This window comes from Kitasatospora purpeofusca (assembly GCF_036010405.1).
Lineage (GTDB): Bacteria > Actinomycetota > Actinomycetes > Streptomycetales > Streptomycetaceae > Kitasatospora > Kitasatospora purpeofusca.
Window position 1 is genome coordinate 6941649 of record NZ_CP108561.1, and the last position, 20153, is coordinate 6961801.

The 20153-nt window shown below is 74.9% G+C and carries 16 protein-coding genes and 1 riboswitch; of the genes, 6 read left to right on the forward strand and 10 right to left on the reverse strand.

Features of this window, described 5'->3' with window-relative positions:
• Positions 1 to 62: 62 nt before the first annotated feature.
• From OG715_RS30440 to OG715_RS30450, 3 genes are read left to right on the forward strand one after another with little or no spacing between them, the layout of a single operon-like run.
• Entirely contained in the window at positions 63 to 989 is a 927-nt protein-coding gene (locus OG715_RS30440; RefSeq protein ID WP_266274088.1) for a hypothetical protein, read from the forward strand.
• Entirely contained in the window at positions 986 to 1786 is an 801-nt protein-coding gene (locus OG715_RS30445) for a response regulator transcription factor (protein ID WP_266274086.1), read from the forward strand. Before OG715_RS30440 ends, OG715_RS30445 begins: the two co-directional genes overlap by 4 nt.
• Complete coding sequence (locus tag OG715_RS30450) at positions 1783 to 3048, forward strand: sensor histidine kinase (RefSeq protein WP_266274085.1); 1266 nt, start codon at positions 1783 to 1785, stop codon at positions 3046 to 3048. Before OG715_RS30445 ends, OG715_RS30450 begins: the two co-directional genes overlap by 4 nt.
• A gap of 210 nt (positions 3049 to 3258) precedes the next feature.
• On the opposite strand, the gene OG715_RS30455 is transcribed toward OG715_RS30450, so the two are convergent.
• From OG715_RS30455 to OG715_RS30480, 6 genes are all read right to left on the reverse strand, one after another.
• Positions 3259 to 4752, reverse strand: coding sequence for a M6 family metalloprotease domain-containing protein (locus tag OG715_RS30455; protein WP_266274084.1), 1494 nt, complete (start codon positions 4750 to 4752; stop codon positions 3259 to 3261).
• A 237-nt stretch (positions 4753 to 4989) separates the two neighbouring features.
• Positions 4990 to 6405, reverse strand: coding sequence for a cobyrinate a,c-diamide synthase (locus OG715_RS30460; RefSeq protein WP_266274083.1), 1416 nt, complete (start codon positions 6403 to 6405; stop codon positions 4990 to 4992).
• 65 nt (positions 6406 to 6470) lie between these two features.
• On the reverse strand, positions 6471 to 7076 hold the full coding sequence (gene cobO / locus OG715_RS30465) for a cob(I)yrinic acid a,c-diamide adenosyltransferase (RefSeq protein WP_266274082.1): 606 nt from the start codon (positions 7074 to 7076) through the stop codon (positions 6471 to 6473).
• Positions 7077 to 7082: 6 nt separating this feature from the next.
• Entirely contained in the window at positions 7083 to 9233 is a 2151-nt protein-coding gene (locus OG715_RS30470; protein ID WP_266274081.1) for a putative cobaltochelatase, read from the reverse strand.
• The gene (locus OG715_RS30475; protein ID WP_266274080.1) at positions 9230 to 10744 is read right to left on the reverse strand and encodes a cobyric acid synthase; all 1515 of its coding nucleotides are present in this window, start codon (positions 10742 to 10744) and stop codon (positions 9230 to 9232) included. The genes OG715_RS30470 and OG715_RS30475 overlap by 4 nt, the downstream gene beginning before the upstream one ends.
• Positions 10741 to 11712 (reverse strand): cobalamin biosynthesis protein, encoded by a 972-nt coding sequence (locus OG715_RS30480; RefSeq protein WP_266274079.1) that lies wholly within the window; start codon positions 11710 to 11712, stop codon positions 10741 to 10743. The genes OG715_RS30475 and OG715_RS30480 overlap by 4 nt, the downstream gene beginning before the upstream one ends.
• Before the next feature lie 115 nt (positions 11713 to 11827).
• A riboswitch (cobalamin riboswitch) is annotated at positions 11828 to 12026 on the reverse strand.
• 262 nt (positions 12027 to 12288) lie between these two features.
• Between OG715_RS30480 and OG715_RS30485 the strand changes: the two genes are divergently transcribed.
• The 3 genes from OG715_RS30485 (at position 12289) to OG715_RS30495 (ending at position 16159) form a co-directional block, all read left to right on the forward strand.
• Positions 12289 to 13035 carry a helix-turn-helix domain-containing protein gene (locus OG715_RS30485; RefSeq protein ID WP_266274078.1) on the forward strand — a complete coding sequence of 249 codons (747 nt, stop codon included), beginning with the start codon at positions 12289 to 12291 and terminating at the stop codon, positions 13033 to 13035.
• 169 nt (positions 13036 to 13204) lie between these two features.
• Positions 13205 to 14320 carry an alpha/beta hydrolase family protein gene (locus OG715_RS30490; protein WP_266274077.1) on the forward strand — a complete coding sequence of 372 codons (1116 nt, stop codon included), beginning with the start codon at positions 13205 to 13207 and terminating at the stop codon, positions 14318 to 14320.
• Positions 14321 to 14722: 402 nt separating this feature from the next.
• Positions 14723 to 16159: a hypothetical protein gene (locus OG715_RS30495; RefSeq protein ID WP_266274076.1), complete on the forward strand. Its 1437-nt coding sequence runs from the start codon at positions 14723 to 14725 to the stop codon at positions 16157 to 16159.
• Positions 16160 to 16255: 96 nt separating this feature from the next.
• Here the strand turns inward: OG715_RS30495 and OG715_RS30500 are convergent, their stop codons facing one another.
• From OG715_RS30500 to OG715_RS30515, 4 genes are all read right to left on the reverse strand, one after another.
• Positions 16256 to 17134 carry a CDP-alcohol phosphatidyltransferase family protein gene (locus OG715_RS30500; RefSeq protein ID WP_375978752.1) on the reverse strand — a complete coding sequence of 293 codons (879 nt, stop codon included), beginning with the start codon at positions 17132 to 17134 and terminating at the stop codon, positions 16256 to 16258.
• Positions 17121 to 17813, reverse strand: a complete 693-nt coding sequence (locus OG715_RS30505; protein WP_030398303.1) for a phosphatidylserine decarboxylase — start codon at positions 17811 to 17813, stop codon at positions 17121 to 17123. Before OG715_RS30505 ends, OG715_RS30500 begins: the two co-directional genes overlap by 14 nt.
• A gap of 468 nt (positions 17814 to 18281) precedes the next feature.
• Positions 18282 to 19484: an acyl-CoA dehydrogenase family protein gene (locus tag OG715_RS30510; RefSeq protein ID WP_266274075.1), complete on the reverse strand. Its 1203-nt coding sequence runs from the start codon at positions 19482 to 19484 to the stop codon at positions 18282 to 18284.
• Positions 19485 to 19646: 162 nt separating this feature from the next.
• Complete coding sequence (locus OG715_RS30515) at positions 19647 to 20150, reverse strand: MaoC family dehydratase (RefSeq protein WP_266274074.1); 504 nt, start codon at positions 20148 to 20150, stop codon at positions 19647 to 19649.
• Positions 20151 to 20153: the final 3 nt, after the last annotated feature.

Below are 20153 nucleotides of genomic sequence, written 5' to 3' on the forward strand. Positions count from 1 at the left end.
CGCGATCGGACAGGCACCGGGCACGTACCAGGACACGCACAGGACAGGAAAGGACCCGGAGGATGAGTACCGCCCCCCGCCGCACCGCCGCACGGCCCCGCCCCGCCCTTCTCCTCCCCGTCCTCCTCGCCGCCGCCGCGCTCGCGCTCCCGGTCGGCTGCGCCGCCCCCGGCGAACTGCGCGACAACGGCGCGGTCGCCCCCGTCACACCCTCCCCGGCCCGCGTGCCACTCTGGCCGAGCGCGCCCACCGCCTCCTCACCGACGCCGCTGGAGCCCACCGGGAGCCGCAGCCCGGAGCCCGCGCCGCAGCCGGTCCCCGACCTCACCGTCCCCGGGCAGGACGTCACCACCGTGGATGTCCGCGCCCTGGTCACCAAGGACCCCGGCGTCACCCAGGACGAACGGCGGGTCCTCGAACCGTGCCCGGGCTGCGAGCTGCGCACCCCCGAGTACCGCGACCTCACCGGGGACGGCCGGCCCGAGCTGCTGGTCGCCGTCGGCCTCGCCGACACCGTCGTGCTGCACGTCTACACCGCCTCCGGCGACCGGCTGCTGCCGATCCACCGGGTCTCCCTGCTGAAGGAGTTCGGCGCCGAGACGGTCGGCACCGACCTCTGGCTGTACGAGCCGACCGGCTCCTTCCGGACCGGCCGCCTCTACCGCTGGGACGGGGTGCGGCTGGCCCTGGCCGACCAGAAGGTGGAGGGCATCGGGCCGACCCCGGAGCCCGAGCCGACGCCGCCGACCGCCGAGAAGCCGACGGTGGAGAAGCCGCCCGGCACCGGCCCGACCGCCACGTCCGGAGGAGGGGCCGGGGGCGGGCCCGTCAAGCCCTCGGCCCCGTCGCGGCCCACCGCTTCCCCGTCCGCCGGCGTCGGCTCGGACGCGGCCGTCGGCAAGCAGCCGCAGCCGCAGCCCAACACCGCCCGCCCCGCGGCGCCCAGCGCCACGCCCACCGCCGTGCCCCTCCCGGAGACGAAGCCATGAGCCCCACGGCCGCCGGCCACCCGAGCATCCTGATCGTCGAGGACGACGAGGTGATCCGGGAGGCGACCAGGATGGCGCTGGAACGCTACGGGTTCCCGGTCGCCACGGCCGCCGACGGGCTGGAGGGGCTGGAGATGTTCCACGCCGTACGGCCCGACCTGGTCCTGCTGGACGTGATGCTGCCGCTGCTCGACGGGGTCGGGCTGTGCCGCCGGATCCGGGAGGAGAGCCAGCTGCCGATCCTGATGATGTCGGCCCGCACCGACCCGGTGGACGTGGTGTCCGGGCTGGAGGCGGGCGCGGACGACTACGTGGTCAAGCCGTTCGAGAGCGCCGTGCTGGTCGCCCGGATCCGCACGGTGCTCCGCCGCGTCCGCGTCGTCCCGGCCGAGGCCGCGCCCGCGTCCGTGCCCGAGCCCGCGTCCGTTGCTGCACCCGCCGACCCGCCGGTCCCCCCGGTTCCGCCGCTCCCGCCGGTTCCTCCGGTCGCCCCCGCCCCCCGCACCCCCGTCCGCAGCTTCGACGGCCTGGAGGTCGACACCGACTCCATGGAGGTCCGGGTGCACGGCGCCCTCGTCCCGCTCACCCCGACCGAACTGCGCCTCCTGCTGGAGTTCACCGCCGCCCCCGGCATCGTGCTGGAGCGCGCCGTCCTGCTGGAACGCGTCTGGGACTACGAGTGGGGCGCCGACACCCGCGTGGTCGACGTCCACGTCCAGCGGCTGCGCGCCAAGATCGGCGCCGGCCGGATCGAGACCGTCCGGGGCTTCGGCTACAAGCTCAGGCGGGCCGAATGACCCTGCGCCGCCAGATCGCCACCGCCGTCGCCGCCATCTCCGTCCTGGTCGCGGTCGCGGTCGGGCTGCTCGTCCACCAGGCGATGGTCCGCCAGCACGTCGACCAGGCCCGGGACTCCGCCGTCACCGCCCTGGACGCGGCGCTCGGCTCCTACGAGCGCAACGAGGAACTCACCGGCGGCGGCCGTCGGCACGCCGTGCTGGACGACCCTGAACTACCGGCCCGGCTGCGCGCCCTGGCCGCCGGGGGGCGGCGCGGGTCGCTGCTGGCCCAGGGCCCCGCGGGCGAGTCGGTCTGGGCGGCGGCCCCGGTCCGGGGCCGCGGCGAGGTGCTGTCCGTCCGGGTCGGCTTCGCCCAGGACCGGCAGGCCATCGCGGACCTGGACCGGATCATCCTGCTCGCCGTCGTCGCCTCCGTCTTCATCACGGTGCTGGCGGGGGTGCTGGTCGCCGACCGGATCAGCCGCCGGCTGCGGACGGCGGCGACCGCCGCCCGGGCGATCGCCGCCGGGGGCACCGACACCCGGATCGGCGAACTCGTCGACGGACGGGACGAGGTGGCCGACCTCGCGGCGGCGGTCGACCTCATGTCGCGGGAGCTGCACCGGCGGCTGGAGGACGAGCAGCGGTTCACCGCGGACGTCGCGCACGAGCTGCGCACCCCGCTGACCGGGCTGGTCACGGCGGCCGAACTGCTGCCGCCGGGTCGGCCCACCCAACTGGTGCAGAACCGGGTCCAGGCCCTGCGCGCCCTGGTCGAGGACCTCCTGGAGGTGTCCCGGCTGGACGCCGACGTCGAACTGCCCGACCTCTCGGCGGTGCCGCTGGAGCGCGCGGTGCGCCGCACCGTGGCGCTGACCGGCCTGGAGGTCGAGGTGGAGATGGCGGCGGACGCCTCGGTCCGCACCGACCTGCGCCGCCTGGACCGCATCCTCGGCAACCTGCTCCTGAACGCCGACCGCCACGGCGGCGGCCCGATCCTCCTGCACGTCGACGGCCACCGGCTCACCGTCCGCGACCACGGCCCCGGCTTCCCCGCCGAACTCCTCCGCGACGGCCCCCAGCGCTTCCGCACCAGCGTCCGCGAACGCGGCCGCGGCCACGGCCTCGGCCTCACCATCGCCCAGGGCCACACCCGCGTCATCGGCGCCGCCCTGACCTTCACCAACCACCCCACCGGCGGCGCCGTCGCCACCCTGCTCCTCCCGGAAGCCCCCGACCTCCCGGCCGACCTCGCAGCCGACGAGGACCCGTCCCCCTGATCCGTCCCGGACGCGGGACGGATCAGGGGGACGGGACCGCCGCCGCTGCCCGGGCCGGCCTCTCGGTCCGTACCGGAGCGGCTCCGCCGGAGCCACCGGCGGGGCCGCCGCCCGGAACGGCGGGCGGGGCGGCGGTCGTCCCGGTCCGCTCCGGGCGGCCCACGGTCGTTCGGATGCTCCCGGAGCGGAGCGGGTGGTGTGTTCGGCGCCTCACTCGACGGTCACGCTGACCTCCATCCGGTCGTCCCCCGGCGTTCCAGCGACCTCGATGGTGACGCCGCTCCAGTGGCCGTCGGGTTCGTTCAGCGCCGGGGTGCTGTGCTCGCCGAGGAGGTTGTTGCCGAGCGACGGGTAGAGGTCGTTCTTGTCGCCGCGGTTGGGCATGACGGCGTCCGCCAGGTCGCGGCGGCCGTCGGCCTGCATCAGCTCGATGGCGAGGTGGTTCTCGTCGTTGACGTTGTCGATGGACTCGTCCACCGCGTAGACGGCGATGCCCTGGTCCGGCAGGAAGGCGTCCTGGCCGCTCTGCCGGCGGTACTCGACCACGATGTACTGCTTGGGCTGCATCCGCTGGCTGCGGACGACCAGGATGTCGCCGCCCTCGGAGACGGGGCGCAGCACGATGTCCTTGACGGTGCTGGTGATCTTCTGCGGCTGGGTCCAGTCGTGGAACATCCGGAGCATGCCGTTCGGGTACACCGGCCGGTCGCCGGCGTGCTGCCGGTCCGGGCCGCCCCAGGAGCCGGAGGCCATCAGGCAGTAGTCGCCGAGGCCACTGGAGACCGCATCCACGTTCGGGTTGCCGGTGTCGTAGAAGTCGGCCCAGCGGGCCGCGAGATGGCCCCACTCGTGGGAGCAGACGCCGACCCGACAATCCTCGGGGACGGTCAGGAAGGTCTGGACGGTCAGGCTCGAATCGGTCGGGAAGCCGGGGGTGAAGCTCCACTTGGCGCTCCACAGGGCCCCCGGCCGCTGGGCCTTCGGGACCGCCTCGGCGCCGGGGCCGGCGTGGACGATGAACAGCGCGGTGACGATGCCCTCGCCCAGCACGTCCAGTTCCTCGGGGAACTTCACGCCCTGCTGGCGGGCGATCTTCAGGGTGTCGGCGGCCATGCCCACTTCGTTCTTGGGGAAGTGGGCGGAGTCCTGGCCGGACAGGCCGTTGGCGTAGAACGAGAGCGGGTGCGGCAGGCGGAACCAGCCGTGCACCTCGCCCTGGACGTCGATGCCGCCGTTGGTGGGAGCGGCGGCATCGAAGCCGCTGACGCCGTGGTAGTAGTCGCGCATCGAGCCGGTCGGGAACGCTCCGGAGCTGAACAGCAACTGTTCGAAGTGCTCTACGGTGTGGGCGGGGTCGTGCGGCTGGTCGGGGAAGTCCACCAGCAGTACCAGGGTGGGGACGACGCCCTTGAGCTTCTCCGACGGGTGGTCGATGAGCTGGGCGTCGCTGCGCGGACCGGGGCGGAGGGCGCCGTCGTCGAGGCCGACGACGTTCTCGCCGCGCCACTGGGTGCGCAGGACACGGTAGTACTGGCCGAAGGAGATGCCGTTCGGGAGGCGCCGGGACGCGACCAGGTCCTGGTACTCGTCATGGAGTTCGTCCAGCGCGTCCGGTGACAGCGGGACGGGGCAGGCGTGCGGACGGTCGTGGGGGAGGTCGACGGGGGTGGGGTGGTGATGCAGCGGGGTTAAGTTATGACGCATGGTGACGGCTCCTTCGAGCCTGTTCACCCCGCCGGGGCGTGTACGGCGCCGCGGGGACGTGTTCGGCGCCCCGTCGAGTAGGCGGTCGCCGGCAATCGGTCGGCTCGCCGAAAGGCGGTCGGGTCTGGCCGGTACCGGTTGCGAAAAGGGCGATATGCGGTTGTCTGTCCCTATTCTGACGCTCCGGACGGCCAAAAGACCAGACCCGAGGGGTCGTCGGATCCGCCGCCGGCCCGCTCAGCCGGCCCGGTGCGCGGCGGCCGCCGCGGTGAAGGCGGCGGCGAGCTGCGGGTATCCCGCCCAGTGCAGATGCAGATACGAAGCGTGAACATTCTCGGCGCCCGTCGCGCCCGCGAATCCTTCGAAGTGCAGACCGGTCGGCAGTCGCCAGCCCCAGGCGGGCCGTTCGCCGTGCTCCGGCTCGCAGACCGTCCGGTGGAACTCGTGCCCGCGCAGCCGGGCCCCGCCCGGCAACAGCATCGAGTCCTCCAGTGCGACCGCCTCCCGGTACCCGAGCGTCAGCCGCTCGGTCATCCGGGCCGAGGTGTCCAGCACCCCGCACATCGGCAGGCCGTCCAGCTCCCGCCCGAGGTAGAGCAGCCCGGCGCACTCGGCCGAGACCGGTCCGCCCGAGGCGGCGAACGCGGCGATCGCTGCCCGCAGTTGCCCGTTCGCACTGAGTTCCCGGACGTACAGCTCGGGGAAGCCGCCGCCGATCACCAGGCCGGCCGTGCCCTCCGGCAGGGCGTCGGCGTGCAGCGGGTCGAAGGGCACCACCTCGGCGCCGGCGGCGGTCAGCAGTTCGGTGTTCTCGGCGTACGAGAAGGAGAACGCCGCGCCCCCGGCCACCGCGATCCTCGGCCGGACCGCACCGGCGGCGGCACCGGGGGCAGCACCGGCATCGGAGCCCAACGAGGCCACCTCGCGGGCCGGGTCCCACGGCTCCGCCGTCAGCGGCGGGGCGGTGCGGGCCAGCGCCAGCACCGCGTCCAGGTCCACCGAGGCGGCGACCAGTTCGCCCATGTCGGCCACCGCCCGCAGGGCCTCCGCCGAGCGCTCGACGGCCGGGATCAGCCCCAGGTGCCGGGAGGGCGTGGCGACCGCCGCCGAGCGCCGCACCGAGCCCAGCACCGGCACCCCGGAGCCCTCCTCCAGGGCCTCGCGCAGCAGCAGTTCGTGCCGGTCGGAGGCGACCCGGTTGAGGATCACCCCGGCCAGTCGGACCTCCGGGTCCCAGGAGGCGAAGCCGTGCACCAGCGCCGCCACCGACCGGGACTGCGAGGAGGCGTCCACCACCAGCACCACCGGCGCCCGCAGCAGCTTCGACACATGCGCGGTGGACGCCAGCTCGCCGCGCCCGGACGCGCCGTCGAACAGACCCATCACACCCTCGACCACCGCCACGTCCGCCCCGGCCGCGCCGTGCAGGAAGAGCGGCGCGATCCGCTCCGGCCCGCACATGAACGCGTCCAGGTTGCGGCCCGGACGGCCGGCGGCCAGGCCGTGGTAGCCCGGGTCGATGTAGTCCGGGCCGACCTTGTGCGGCGAGACGGCCAGCCCGCGGGCGGCGAGCGCGGCGATCAGGCCGGTGGCGATCGTGGTCTTGCCGGCGCCCGAGGAGGGCGCCGCGACGACGAGACGGGGGATGTTCACGGTGCTGCTGCTTCTTCTCTCGCTGTACTACCAGGACGTCCGGCGGGTTCGACCGACCCGGCGGGCTACCACTCGATGCCGCGCTGGCCCTTGCGTCCGGCGTCCATCGGGTGCTTCACCTTGGTCATCTCGGTGACCAGGTCGGCCGCGTCGGTCAGCAGCTCCGGCGCGTACCGGCCGGTGATGACGACGTGCTGGCTGCCCGGGCGGTCCTTGAGCACGGCCACCACCTCCGCCGGGTCGATCCAGCCCCAGTGCATCGGATAGGTGAACTCGTCCAGCACGTAGAAGCGGTAGGTCTCGGCGGCGAGGTCGCGCTTGACCTGCTCCCAGCCCTCCTTGGCCGCCGCCTCGCTGTCCAGCTCCATCGCGTCGGTGCGCTGGATCCAGGACCAGCCGGAGCCCATCTTGTGCCAGTCGACGGTGCCGCCCTCGCCGGAGGCGCCGAGCACGCGCAGCGCGTTCTCCTCGCCGACCTTCCACTTGGCGGACTTCACGAACTGGAACACCCCGACCGACCAGCCCTGGTTCCAGGCCCGCAGGGCCATGCCGAAGGCGGCGGTGGACTTGCCCTTGCCGGGCCCGGTGTGCACGGCGGTGATCGGCTGGGTACGGCGCTGACGGGTCGTCAGGCCGTCTTCGGGGACGCTCTCGGGGACACCCTTGGGCATGTCGGCTCAGGCCGCCTTTCGCGAAGCAGAAGCACTGGAAGAAGCAGAAGCAGGGACGCCCGGACGGCGCTCGCCGCGGCTGTCGCGGACCAGCGAGGCGACACCGTCGGCGCGCAGCTCGTCCAGGGTCACGGCGGTGGCGCGCAGCCGGTCGGCCAGCGTGCGGGCCAGGCCGAGCCGGACCGGGCCGGACTCGCAGTCCAGCACCACGCTCGCCACGCCCTGACCGGCCAGCAGCCCGGCCGCCCGGTGCGACTGCGCGACGGCGTCCCGCGCGCCGGTGGCCCGGCCGTCGGTCACCACGACCAGCAGCGGGCGGCGGTCCGGGTCCCGCAGCCGCTCGACCCGCAGCACCTCGTGCGCCCGCAGCAGACCGGCCGCCAGCGGGGTGCGGCCGCCGGTGGGCAGCGACTCCAGCCGGGCCGCGCCGACCTCCACCGAGGAGGTGGGCGGCAGCGCCAGCTCGGCGCCGGCGCCCCGGAAGGTGATCATGCCGATCTTGTCCCGGCGCTGGTAGGCGTCCATCAGCAGCGACAGCACCGCGCCCTTGACGGCGGTCATCCGCTGCCGGGCCGCCATCGAGCCGGAGGCGTCCACCACGAACAGCACCAGGTTGGACTCCCGCCCCTGGCGGACCTGCTCGCGGAAGTCGTCCTTGTGCAGCACCAGGGCCCGCGCGGACCGGCCGCGCGCCAGCTGGTGCGGGGCGGCGGCGCGCAGGGTGGCGCTCAGGTGCAGCCGGGCGAGGCGGCCGCGCGGGCGGCGGGCCCTGATGGTGTGGCCGCTGTCGGTCTCGGCGGGGGAGCGGCGGCCCTGGGCGCCGCGCCCGGTGCCGTCCACGGAGAACAGCCGGGTCCGGTACGGGTCGCCGGCCGCGACCGGGGCCGTCTCCCGGGCGGGGGACGGGGGCTGGAGCGGGACGGGCTGCGGGGCGGGGGCGTCGTCCTGGGCCGGGGCGTCCGTCGCCTCGGCAGGCGGGCCGTCGGGGCCGTCCTGGCCGGACGGCTCGGGTGCGCCGCCACCGCCGCCGTCGGGGCCGCCGTCCTGCGGACCGTCACCCTCGGGACCGTCGCCCTCGGGGCCGCCCTCCGGGTCCGGGTCCTCCTCCGGCTCCTGCGGCTGCTGCGGCTCCTCGGGCTCCGGCTCGGCGTGCTCCTCCAGGATCCGGTCCAACTGCTCCTCGTCCAGCCCGGGGGCGTCGAAGGGGTTGCGCCGCCGCCGGTGCGGCAGCGCCAGCTGGGCGGCCTTGCGGACGTCCTCCGCCAGCACCTCGGTGCGGCCCGCCCAGGCGGCCAGGGCGACGGCGGTCCGGGCCATCACGATGTCCGCGCGCAGCCCGTCCACCTCGAACGCCGCGCAGACGGCGGTGATCTGGCGCAGCGCCGCGTCGGTCAGCTCCACGCTCGGCAGCAGCTCGCGGGCGGCGGTGATCCGGTCCGCCAGCGCCCGCTCCTCAGCGGCGAAGCGGTCGGCGAAGACCGCCGGGTCGGCGTCGTAGGAGAGCCGGCGGCGGACCACCTCGGCGCGCTCCACCGGCTCCCGGGTGGCGGCGATCTCCACCGTCAGGCCGAACCGGTCGAGCAGCTGCGGCCGCAGCTCGCCCTCCTCCGGGTTCATCGTGCCGACCAGCAGGAAGCGCGCCGCGTGCCGCACCGACACGCCCTCGCGCTCCACGTAGGAGCGGCCCATCGCGGCGGCGTCCAGCAGCAGGTCCACCACGTGGTCCTGGAGCAGGTTGACCTCGTCGATGTAGAGCACGCCGCGGTGCGCCCGGGCCAGCAGCCCCGGCTCGTAGGCCTTGACGCCCTCGGAGAGCGCGCGCTCCAGGTCCAGCGAGCCGACGATCCGGTCCTCGGAGACGCCGACCGGCAGCTCGACCAGCTCGGCCGGGCGCCGCGAGGACGCCCCGCCGTCGTGCGCGCCGTCCGGGCACTGCGGGTCGGGACCGGCCGGGTCGCAGGCGAAGCGGCAGCCGTCGACGGTCGCGATGGACGGCAGCAGCCCGGCCAGCGCGCGCACCATGGTCGACTTGGCGGTGCCCTTCTCCCCGCGCACCAGCACCCCGCCGACCGCCGGGGAGACCGCGTTCAGCAGCAGGCCGAGCCGCAGGTCGGCCATGCCGACGATCGCGGTGAACGGGTATCGGACGTCACTCATGCATGCTCCCCAGGGGCTCCGGGCGGAAGGAGCGGCAGCGATCCGGCCGCCGGCACCCCGCCCTCGATCAGCTTCCACAGCGCGTCGGTGTCGGCGTGTTCCTCGATCAGTTCGCCCAGCCGGTCCAGCCGGGCCTCCCGCGCGTCGGCGAAGGAGATGTCCGGCGCGGGGACGAACGCCCGGCCGGCCGCCGCCGCGACCTCGCGCAGCAGCGCGCGCCGGAAGCCGTCGTTCTCCAGCGCGCCGTGCCAGGTGGTGCCCAGGACGGAGCCGACCCGGCAGCCGTCGAGGAACGCCTCGCCGCCCTCCGCGGTGACGATCCCGTGGTGGATCTCGTAGCCCTCGACCCGCTCGCCGAAGGCCTCGCCGACGGGCCGTCCGAGCACCTTCTCCACCCCGAAGCGCACCCGCGTCGGCAGCAGTCCGAGGCCCTCCACCGGGCCCGCCTTCGACTCGACCTCGTCCACGATGGAGCCGGCCAGCATCTGGTAGCCGCCGCAGACGCCGAGCACCGGCAGTCCGGCCGCCGCCCGGGCCTTCAGCACCGGCTCGAAGCCGCGCTCCCGCAGCCAGCCGAGGTCGGAGACGGTGGCCCGGGTGCCGGGCAGCACCACCAGGTCGGCGTCGGCCAGCTCCTCCGGCCGGGTGGCCCAGCGGACCAGCACGCCGGGCTCCTGGGCGAGTGCGTCCAGGTCGGTGAAGTTCGACAGCCGGGGGAAGCGGAGCACCGCCACCCGCAGCACGTCGGCGCCCAGCGGGCCGCGCGCGGCCGTCCGGTCGACGACGGTGGACAGGTCGAGCGAGTCCTCGGCGTCCAGCCACAGGTCCGGCAGCATCGGCAGGGTGCCGAGCACCGGACGACCGGTCAGCTCGCGCAGCATCTCCAGCCCGGGGGCCAGCAGCCGCGCGTCGCCGCGGAACTTGTTGACGAACCAGCCGGCCACGTGCCGCTGGTCCTCCGCCGACAGCAGCGCCAGCGTCCCGTACATCGCCGCGAACACGCCGCCCCGGTCGATGTCCCCGACCACGACGACCGGCAGGCCGGCCGCGGTGGCCAGGCCCATGTTGGCGATGTCCCGGTCCCGCAGGTTGATCTCGGCGGGCGAGCCCGCGCCCTCGCAGACCACCACGTCGAAGCGGGCGCGCAGGTCCGCCAGGCACTCCAGGGCCCGTTCCAGCAGCAGCGGCTTGCGCTCGCGGTAGTCCAGCGCGCCGACCTCGGCGACCGGGCGGCCCAGCAGCACCACCTGGCTGCGGCCGTCCGCGCCGGGCTTGAGCAGCACCGGGTTCATCGCCGCCTCCGGCTCGACCCGGGCGGCCTGCGCCTGCATCGCCTGGGCGCGGCCGATCTCGGCGCCGTCGGCGGTGACGAAGGAGTTCAGCGACATGTTCTGCGCCTTGAACGGCGCGACCGCGACCCCCTGCCGCGCCAGCCAGCGGCAGATGCCCGCCGTGACCACGCTCTTGCCGGCGTCCGAGGTCGTCCCGGCGACCAGCAGTGCCTTGCTCATGCCCGGTCCCTCCGCTTCCTGATCAGAGCCGCCCGCAGCAGCAGGTGCCCGGCGACCGTCGTACCCAGGGCCAGCGCGCCCACCCGCCGCGAGAGCACGCAGGCCCGCTCGATGTCGTCCACCCCGACCGGACGCAGCTCCTCGCCGAGCACCGGCCGGTGCTCGGTGCGCTCGCCGTACTGGAGCGTCCCGCCCAGCCGGACGCCGACGGCGCCGGCGAAGGCGGACTCGGCCTGGCCGGCATTGGGGCTGGGGTGCGCGGAGCCGTCCCGCCGCCAGACCCGCCAGGCGGTGCGCGGTTCGGGGGCGGCGGCCACCGTCAGCAGCGCGGTCAGCCGGGCGCCCGGCCAGCCCGCCACGTCGTCCAGCCGGGCCGAGGCCCAGCCGAACCGGGCGTAGCGCGGCGAGCGGTGACCGACCATCGCGTCCAGGGTGTTCACCGCGCGGAAGGCCAGCAGCCCCGGGGTGCCGGCCACGCCGCCCCAGACCAGGGCGTTGACCACGGCGTCGGCGGTGTTCTCGGCCACCGACTCGACCACCGCGCGGGCGATCTGCTGCTCGTCCAGGGCGCTCGGGTCGCGTCCGCACAGGTGCGGCAGCCGCTCCCGGGCCGCCGTCAGGTCACCGGCCGTCAGCGCGCGGCCGACGGTGCGGGCCTCCCGGGTCAGCGAGGTGCCGCCGAGCACCGTCCAGGTCGCGGCGGCGGCGAGCGCGGCCCGGCCGAGCGGACGGCGGCCCAGCAGCCGGTCGGCGGCCACCGCGCCGGCCGCGACGGTGCCCACGCACAGCGCGGTGAAGGCAGTGCCGACGGCGCGGTCGTCGCGCCACAGCAACCGCTCCAGCCGGCCGGCGGCGCCGCCGAAGCCGGCCACCGGGTGGCCGCGGCGCGGGTCGCCGAACCGGGAGTCGGCCAGGTACCCGGCGACGGCGCCCGCGCCGAACGCGGCGGCCCGGGTCAGCGGGCGCACGGCGTGGCGCAGGGCAGGGTGGGAGGCGTGGTCGCTGGTGCGCTCGGGGGGACGTCCCGGCCCGGCGGGGCAGCCTGCATCGCGTGCGTGTCCTCACTCAGGGTCCGCGCCCTGGATCGACGTACCGGGGGTGAGAGTCTCCTGGCTCCCGGGTCGGACGCGCTCCCGGGCCTTCCGGCGGCCGTAAACGGCCCTCCGTGGCTGAACTCCGGTCGTGCTCCCCGGTGACAGTGGCGGGACCGCGCCGGACTCGCACCGGCTTCCTCTGCTTGCCTCCGTAATGGCTGAAGGATCCCATCACGGGCCCGAAGGGGGAGTCAACCGAGGTCGCGGAGGGGTTGGTCACACGCCGGAGCCCTTCCGGAGCCCTGCTGACAGCAGTCCGGGCGCCCGCCCCGCCGCCCGCCCCGCCACCCGCCGCCGCCCGCTGTTCCCCCGTCGCTACCTCCGAGCCCGCCCGCCGCCGGACCGCGCCCCGCTGTGCGATCCTCCACCCCCGCCGGGCGGCGCGCCCGGCCCGCTTCGTGCGTTCGTCGGCTGGGGCACCACCCGGCGCCGCGCCTAGCGTCGGGACCCATGCGACCCCAGCGCCCCCACCTCTTCGCACGTCCGGCCCGGTCGGCCCCGCCCGCCCCGCCGCCGCCGGTGCCGTTCTCGCCCGCCGCCGTCCGCGCCCACCGCGCCGCCCTCGGCCTGACCCCGGAACAGGTCGCCGAAGGGATGGCCGCGCACGGTGTCAGGCTGCTCCCGGCCCACGTCCTCGGCTGGGAGAACGGCGGGCCGCCCCCCGGCGAGGAGGAGTTCCTCGCGCTGGCCCGGGCGCTGTGGTGCCCGCCCGAGCGGCTGATGGGCGTCCGCCCGGCGAGCCTGCGGGAATTCCGGCTCGCCCGTGAGCTGAGCCCGGACGGCGCGGCCCGCCGGATCGGCGTCCCGGCCGGGGAGTACCGGCGGGCCGAGGCCACCGGGTGGTGGGACGGCGACGCCGGGCCGACGGCCGCGCTCGCGCACGTGCTGGGCCTGACCCTCCGGGAGCTGGTCGCCGCGACCGGCCGCCGGGAGGAGCTGGACCGGCGGCTGCGGCGCTGCGTCGAGGGCCGCTGGCAGGCGCAGGCCGGCGCGATCGTCCGGATCGTGCCGGTGGACCGGGCGGACCTCGACGCGGTGCTGCCCGTGCTCCAGGAGGAGCGGCAGGTGCCCGCCCACTGGGGGGCCGGCGGCTGGGGGCCCGCCGAGGGGGCGGCCGCGCCGTCCGACGCGGTGGTCCCGCCGGCCGGTCGCTTCTGGGAGCTGCTCGCCCGACGGGAGCCCGCGATCCCCGTGTGAGGACCCGTCCGTTCTGGCAGTCTCGTTCCGACGGACCCGGTGCGACCTTCCTCACGTGGCAACCCGTACGGCCGTGTCCTGCTGGCCCGGCCGGGTCCCGGCCAGTGGACTGGGCTGTGACGTGGGTCCGGACACCGGTCGGCCCAGAACCGAGCAGCGGGGAGCGAGTATGCGTTGGGGAATCGCGGCCACCGTGGCGGCCGCCGCGGTCGGCACCGGGGCGGCCGTCCTGGTGATCGGCCGCCGGGCCTCGGAGCGGATGGTCCGCCCGGCCGGGGCCGCCCGGGAGCGGTCCGGTCCGGTCGTGGTCCAGAGCCTGGGCGCCGGTCGGATCACCTTCACCCGGAGCGCGGCCAGCGAGCGTCCCGGCCGCTGGGCCGTCGAGTGGGGCGAGGACGGGCACGCCGTCGTCGAGGAGGTCCTGCACCGCGACGAACAGGGCGTCACCCGCCGACTGGCCCGCGCCGACCGGGGCACCCTCACGGCCGGCACCGAGGTCCGCTTCACCCCCCGGGTGTACCTCGGCGACCCGGCCTCGGCGCTCGGCCTGACCTTCGGCGAGACCGCCGTCGAGGGCGAGCTCGGCGCGATGCCCGCCTGGTGGCTCGACGGCAAGCGCGGCACCTGGGTGATCCTGGTGCACGGCCCGGGCACCGACCGCAGCCAGGTGCTGCCCGTGCTGCCCGTCCTGGAGCGGCTCGGCCTGCCCGCGCTGGCGGTCACCTACCGGGGCGACGCGGGCGCGCCGGCCTCCCCGGACGGCCTGGGCCACTTCGGCGAGACGGAGTGGCGGGACGTCGAGGCGGCGATCCGGCTGGCGCTGGACGGCGGCGCGGGCCGGGTGGTCCTCTACGGCTGGTCGCTCGGCGCCACCATGGCCCTGCAGGCCGCCGCCCGGTCCGACTTCGCCTCCTCGATCAGCAGCCTGGTCCTGGACTCCCCGGTGCTGGACTGGCCGGCCACCGCCCGCCGGGGCGCGGCCAGGGCCGGGTACCGGGGCGCGGCGGCCGAACTCGGCGCGCTGGCCGCCCAGGGCCGCACCGGCGTGGATCTGGCCGACTTCGCCCGCCTCGCGGAGGGCGCGGACCTCCGGGTGCCCACCCTGGTGCTGCACGGCCCCGACGATCCGGTGGCGCCGTTCCGGGCCGCCGAGCGGCTGGCGGCGGGCCGTCCGTCGCTGGTGAACCTCCAGGCCTTCCCCGGCGGCGACCACGCCGCGCTGTGGAACACCGACCCGGACCGCTACTCCGAGACCCTGCGCCGCTGGCTCACGCCCTTCTGCTGAGCCGCCGCCACCGGCCCCCGGCCCCCGGCCCTGCCTCGGCCCCCGGCTCCGCCCCCGCCCCCGCCGTGCGCTCCCCGCCGCGCCGCGCGGGTCAGGGGAGCCGGGTGCACCGCGTGCGCGCCGGCCGGGCGGCGGTCGGCGCGCGGGCCGACCGGGACCCCGCCCGGACCACCGGCCCCGCCCACCCCTCCGACCTGGCATGCACCCGCCACAAAGATCAAGCCAGTCGGTTTGGGCTCTGTTGCCCGATCTTGTCGATCCCCCCGAACCCCCGCCCCGCCCCGCGCGGACAACCGGATGTGACAGAAGGCCGGTACAAGGGGAAGACTGCTCGACGTGACGTCTCGGAATCCGCGCGACCGTGATGCCCCGCTCCCGCCGACCAACGGTTCCGGTGCGACGGTGACCCGTCTCCCCGGAACGGCCCACCGCCCCGCCGGCGCGAGGCCGGGGAGCCAGGGCGTACCCCGCCGACGAGGCCCCGCCCCCGCCCCCGGCCGAGGCCGGGTCCCCGTACCGGAGGGCTTCCCCGCACCCGCCGAGCTGGCCCCGCTGGCCCGCCGGATGCTGGTCGACGCCGTCCGGATCGCCCGCTGGGCCGGCGACCTCGACGAGGTCGACAAGCGCGGCGAACTGCTCCCGGACGACGCCCGTGCGGCCGGCCGCGCCCTCGCCATGACGGTGGGAGCCGCCGCCAAGGCCTGGGGCCAGGCCCTGCTGGTCGGCCTGGTCGAGCCCCGCGACGGCGGCGCCGTCCCCGGCTGGCGCCTGCACGCCTGGGAGCACGACGACGAGGCGGTGATCCGGGGCTGGTCGACCCTGTTCGACGCCTGGACCCTGCTCGCCCCGGTGCCGCCCGCCGCCCTGCGCGGCGTGTTCTCCGTCCTCGCCGGCCAGGCCGTCGACCAGGCACCCCAACTGCTCTCCTTCCTGCACCTGGTGGACGGCCCGGTCGCCGACGTCGAACTGCTGGAGCTGCTCCGGCGCGGTCTGGACGAGCGCCGGGTCGGCGGCGGCGAGGGCGCCTTCGGCCTCTCGCCCGTCCCGCACGCGGCCTCCGCAGTCTCCGCCGTCCGCGGCACCTGCCGCGAGCCGCAGATCGACACCCCGGCCTCGCCCGCCGACGTCGCCGCCGTCCTGGACTGGATGCTGGACGGCCTGGCCGCCGTCGGCGCGCTGGTCCGCGAGGACAACGCGGCCGAGCTCTCCCCGCTCGGGCACTGGGCGGTGCGGGCCAAGCTGGAGGAGATCTGCACCGTCGCGCAGACCGCCGCCGGCCACATCGAGCAGAGCGCGATGGAACTGCTGAGCGCCTGCGCCGACTACTCGCCGGGCCCGGCCCGCGCCGAGTACCGGGCCTGGCTGGCCGCCCGCCCCGCCGACCGGGCGGTGGCCGAGCTGCTGGAGGCCGCGCAGGGCGAGGACGCCCTGGTGCGCGGTCTGGCCTTCGAGGCGCTGCGGGTGGCCGGATCCACCGCCGAGCAGGCCGTGCGGGCAGCCGTCGACGAGGCGGTGCTGCGCCCGTACGCGCTGCTGTGGCTGGCCGAGCGCTCGGACGAGGGGGTCTCCCCGGCCGATGTGCTGGGCGCGGAGGACGCCGCCTGGCTCTGGGTGGACACCGCCGCAGCCGTGCTGGACCACGGTGAAACGGAACTTCTGGTGGGCCATGTCGAGGGTGCCTCGGCCGGCGACCCGGTGCGGCTGTTCGCCCGGGCCCGGCAGTCCGGGCACCCCCGGGCGGCCTCGGTGCTGACGGCCGTCTCCGGCGTCCACCCGGACCCGGCGGTGGCCCGGGCGGCCCGCCGCTCGGCGTTCAGCGTCCACCGCGGCGGCGCCTGAGCCGCAGACATCACCCGGACATCCGGGCGAACGGCAAGCGGAAGGGCCCGGCTCCCCGAGGGGAGCCGGGCCCTTCCGCTTGTCCTTCGGCGGTCGTCAGCCGATCCGCGACTCCGCGCGGCGGGCCCGCACGTCGCCGACCTTCTGGCCCACCTTGCGGCGGATCACCAGCAGCGGCGCCATCGCGGCGAGCGTGATCTGCGCGAACGCGCCGATGTGCAGCAGGGTGTCGCCGCCGGGAGCGCCGGTCGCCCAGGCCGCCAGGCAGCCGATCGAGAGCACGATCCAGCACAGCGTGGCGGTGGCCAGCAGCCCCTGCGGCTTCGGGTACTCGATCCGGCTGACCATGAGGTACGCGACGGCGAAGATCGCCAGCAGACCGGGCAGGAACGGCGGGTCGAGCAGCACGATGGCGATCACCGTCATCGCGCCCATCGGGCACGGCATGCCCTGGAAGACCCCCGGCCGCATCTTCACGGTGGAGAACCGGGCGAGCCGCAGCACCACCGCCAGCAGCACGGTCAGCGCGATCAGCGCCGACAGCCGGCTGTTGGAGCCGGGCGAGACCATGCCCCAGACCGCGACGAAGTAGGCCGGCGCGATGCCGAAGCTGATCAGGTCGGCCAGGTTGTCGAGCTCGGCGCCGAGCGCGGAGGAGCGCAGCTTGCGCGCCACCAGGCCGTCGAACAGGTCGCACATCGAGCCGATCAGCAGCAGCGTCACCGCGGTGGCGGCGCTGTGCTTGTCCGGCGCGGCGTCCGGGTTGGTGATGTGCGGGACGAGCACCCCGGTGGTGATCGAGTAGATCGCCAGGAAGCCGCAGACGGCGTTCCCCAGGGTGAGGAAGTCGGCGGTGGACAGGTGCTGCGGCGAGCGCGGTGCGCGCAGCTCGCGGTCGCGGGCCCAGCGACGACGGCGCAGGGCCGTTTCCTCGTCGTCCAGGCCGACGATCGTCTCAGGATCAGTCACGGTCAAGGCGCGTCACCCCGGCGGTGGTCTTCTGGCCGACCTCGACGCCGACCTCGACGCCGGCCGGCAGGTAGGTGTCGACCCGGGACCCGAAGCGGATCAGACCGATCCGCTCGCCCTGCTCGACCTTGGTACCGGCGTCCACGTACGGCACGATGCGGCGCGCCACGGCGCCCGCGATCTGGACCATCTCGATGTCGCCGAGCTCGGTGTCGAAGTGCCAGACGACCCGCTCGTTCTGGTCGCTGTCCTTGTTGAACGCGGGCACGAAGCCACCGGGCACGTGCTCGACGGAGGTCACCGTGCCGGGCAGGGGCGCCCGGTTGACGTGGACGTTGAGCGGGCTCATGAAGATCGCCACGCGGGTCCGGCCGTCCGGCCACGCGTCGATGCTCTGGACCACGCCGTCGGCGGGGGAGATCACTCTGCCCGTGCCGATCTCACGCTCGGGGTCGCGGAAGAACCACAGCATGCCGGCGCCGAGCGCACAGGCGGGTACCGCCGCGAGGGCCCACTTGCCACTGCGCCGCGTGAGCGCGGTGGTCACGGCGGCCGTGGCGAGGGTGGGGACGAACCAGGGGGTGGCTCCGCGCGCGATGGTCACGCGGGGTCGCCGGCCGGCCGTCGTGGCAGCGAGGGCATCGCGGTCCGTGACGGAGGTGTGAGGGGACGGGCTGATGGGCATCGAAGACCTTTGTCGCGGGGGATCATGGCCGCTGGACGGGGGCCACCGCGGGATCGGGTAATAGAGGGACGTCTGCTGTCCCGGTGGATGCTATCGGGAGCACACGGTGGGTGGGCAACCCGCCTGCTCGTTCATGTGACCTGCGGGAGGCGCCTGTGCGTCTCCTTGTATACGACCGTAGCTCGCCCCGCTCCGGTTCCCAAGGGACCCGGCGAAGCTGGTGACTCTTGTCTCAACCCTGCCCGGTCGGCCCTGCGGAACTGCCCGTCGGGGGCGCGGGACGGTAGGCCGGAGCGGCCGCAGGGCGTGTGACAGCAGCTGTACGCCCTGCGGCCGCTCCGGAGCGCCGGTGTCGGCCCCGGGGCGGACCAGGCCACCGGGGCGGGACACGGCGCGGTGCCGGGACGGGCCCGCACGCCCGTCGTCCGGCGGTCCCGCGGGTCGACCGCGAGTCCCGCGGCGGGCCGGTCAGCCCGCGATGCGGTACTCCTCCAGCAGTCGGCGCCCGATGATCATCTTCTGGATCTCCGCAGTACCTTCACCGATCAGCAGCATCGGGGCCTCCCGGTAGAGCCGCTCGATCTCGTACTCCTTGGAGAAGCCGTAGCCGCCGTGGATGCGGAAGGCGTCCTCGACGACCTCCTTGCAGTACTCGGAGGCGAGGTACTTCGCCATCCCCGCCTCCAGGTCGTTGCGCTCCCCGCTGTCCTTCTTGCGGGCGGCCATCACCATCATCTGGTGCGCGGCCTCGACCTTGGTGGCCATCTCGGCGAGCTTGAACTGGATCGCCTGGTGCTCGGCGATCTTCTTGCCGAAGGTGGAGCGCTGCTGGGCGTAGGAGATGCCCAGCTCGAAGGCGCGGCGGGCGACGCCGCAGCCGCGCGCGGCCACGTTGACGCGGCCGACCTCGACGCCGTCCATCATCTGGTAGAAGCCCCGGCCGGGGACGCCGCCGAGGATCCGGTCGGCGGGGATCCGGACGTCCTGGAGCACCAGCTCGGTGGTGTCGACGCCCTTGTAGCCCATCTTCTCGATCTTCCCGGGCACGGTGAGGCCGGGGACGGTCGGGTTGGCGCCGAAGCCCGGCGTCTTCTCGATCAGGAAGGTGGTCATGTTCTTGTAGGGCGTGGAGCCGCCCTCGTCGGTCTTGCAGAGGACCGCGACCAGGCTGGAGGTGCCGCCGTTGGTCAGCCACATCTTCTGGCCGTTGAGGACGTAGAAGTCTCCGTCCTTCACGCCCTTGGTGCTGATCGCGGCGACGTCGGAGCCGAGGCCGGGCTCGGACATCGAGAAGGCGCCGCGGATCTCGCCGGCCGCCATCCGGGGCAGGAAGTGGTCCTTCTGCTCCTGGGTGCCGTGCGCGTTGATCATGTGCGCGACGATGAAGTGGGTGTTGACGATGCCGGAGACGGACATCCAGCCGCGGGCGATCTCCTCGACCACCAGCGCGTAGGTCAGCAGCGACTCGCCGAGGCCGCCGTACTCCTCGGGGATGGTCAGCCCGAAGAGGCCGAGCTGCTTCATGCCCTCGACGATCGCCGCGGGGTACTCGTCCTTGTGCTCCAGCTCGGTCGCGACCGGGATGATCTCCTTGTCGACGAACTCGCGCACGGTGGCGAGGATGTCCCGCTGGATCTCGGTGAGGCCGTCGGTCTGTGCGAGGCGTCCCATCGTGCGGCTCCTGTCATGCCTGGAAAAACGAGGGTGGGGGGAGAGTGGACGGGGGCTCCGCGGGCGTGGCTCCGCGGAGCCCCCGTGAACCGGTGCGGGGCTCGGCCGATGACGGCGGCCGGGCCCGTCCGGGGTCCTGGGGTGGTGGGGCTCCGGAAGGGCTCAGGAGAGCGGCGTGGGCCGGGCGGGCTGCTCGCCGCCGCGTGCCTCGATGTACGTCGCGGTCGGCACCATCACCTTGCGGCGGAAGATGCAGACGACCGTGCCGTCCTGCTTGTAGCCCTTGGTCTCGACGTACACGATGCCGCGGTCGTCCTTGGACTTGGACGGCCACTTGTCGAGCACGGTGGTCTCGCCGTAGATCGTGTCGCCGTGGAAGGTCGGCGCGATGTGCCGCAGCGACTCGATCTCCAGGTTGGCGATCGCCTTGCCGGAGACGTCCGGGACGGACATGCCGAGCAGCAGCGAGTAGATGTAGTTGCCCACCACCACGTTCTTGCCGAAGTCGGTGGTCCGCTCCGCGTAGTTGGTGTCCATGTGGAGCGGGTGGTGGTTCATGGTGAGCAGGCAGAAGAGGTGGTCGTCGTACTCGGTGACCGTCTTGCCGGGCCAGTGCCGGTAGACGGCGCCGACCTCGAACTCCTCGTAGGTGCGTCCGAACTGCATGGG

Coding starts and splice junctions, on each gene's coding strand:
- OG715_RS30440 (WP_266274088.1), top strand. CDS start 63: ATGAGTACCGCCCCCCGCCGCACCGCCGCACGGCCCCGCCCCGCCCTT.
- OG715_RS30505 (WP_030398303.1), bottom strand. CDS start 17,813: ATGCCCATCAGCCCGTCCCCTCACACCTCCGTCACGGACCGCGATGCC.
- OG715_RS30445 (WP_266274086.1), top strand. CDS start 986: ATGAGCCCCACGGCCGCCGGCCACCCGAGCATCCTGATCGTCGAGGAC.
- OG715_RS30450 (WP_266274085.1), top strand. CDS start 1,783: ATGACCCTGCGCCGCCAGATCGCCACCGCCGTCGCCGCCATCTCCGTC.
- cobO (WP_266274082.1), bottom strand. CDS start 7,076: ATGCCCAAGGGTGTCCCCGAGAGCGTCCCCGAAGACGGCCTGACGACC.
- OG715_RS30510 (WP_266274075.1), bottom strand. CDS start 19,484: ATGGGACGCCTCGCACAGACCGACGGCCTCACCGAGATCCAGCGGGAC.
- OG715_RS30515 (WP_266274074.1), bottom strand. CDS start 20,150: ATGCAGTTCGGACGCACCTACGAGGAGTTCGAGGTCGGCGCCGTCTAC.
- OG715_RS30490 (WP_266274077.1), top strand. CDS start 13,205: ATGCGTTGGGGAATCGCGGCCACCGTGGCGGCCGCCGCGGTCGGCACC.
- OG715_RS30485 (WP_266274078.1), top strand. CDS start 12,289: ATGCGACCCCAGCGCCCCCACCTCTTCGCACGTCCGGCCCGGTCGGCC.
- OG715_RS30475 (WP_266274080.1), bottom strand. CDS start 10,744: ATGAGCAAGGCACTGCTGGTCGCCGGGACGACCTCGGACGCCGGCAAG.
- OG715_RS30455 (WP_266274084.1), bottom strand. CDS start 4,752: ATGCGTCATAACTTAACCCCGCTGCATCACCACCCCACCCCCGTCGAC.
- OG715_RS30470 (WP_266274081.1), bottom strand. CDS start 9,233: ATGAGTGACGTCCGATACCCGTTCACCGCGATCGTCGGCATGGCCGAC.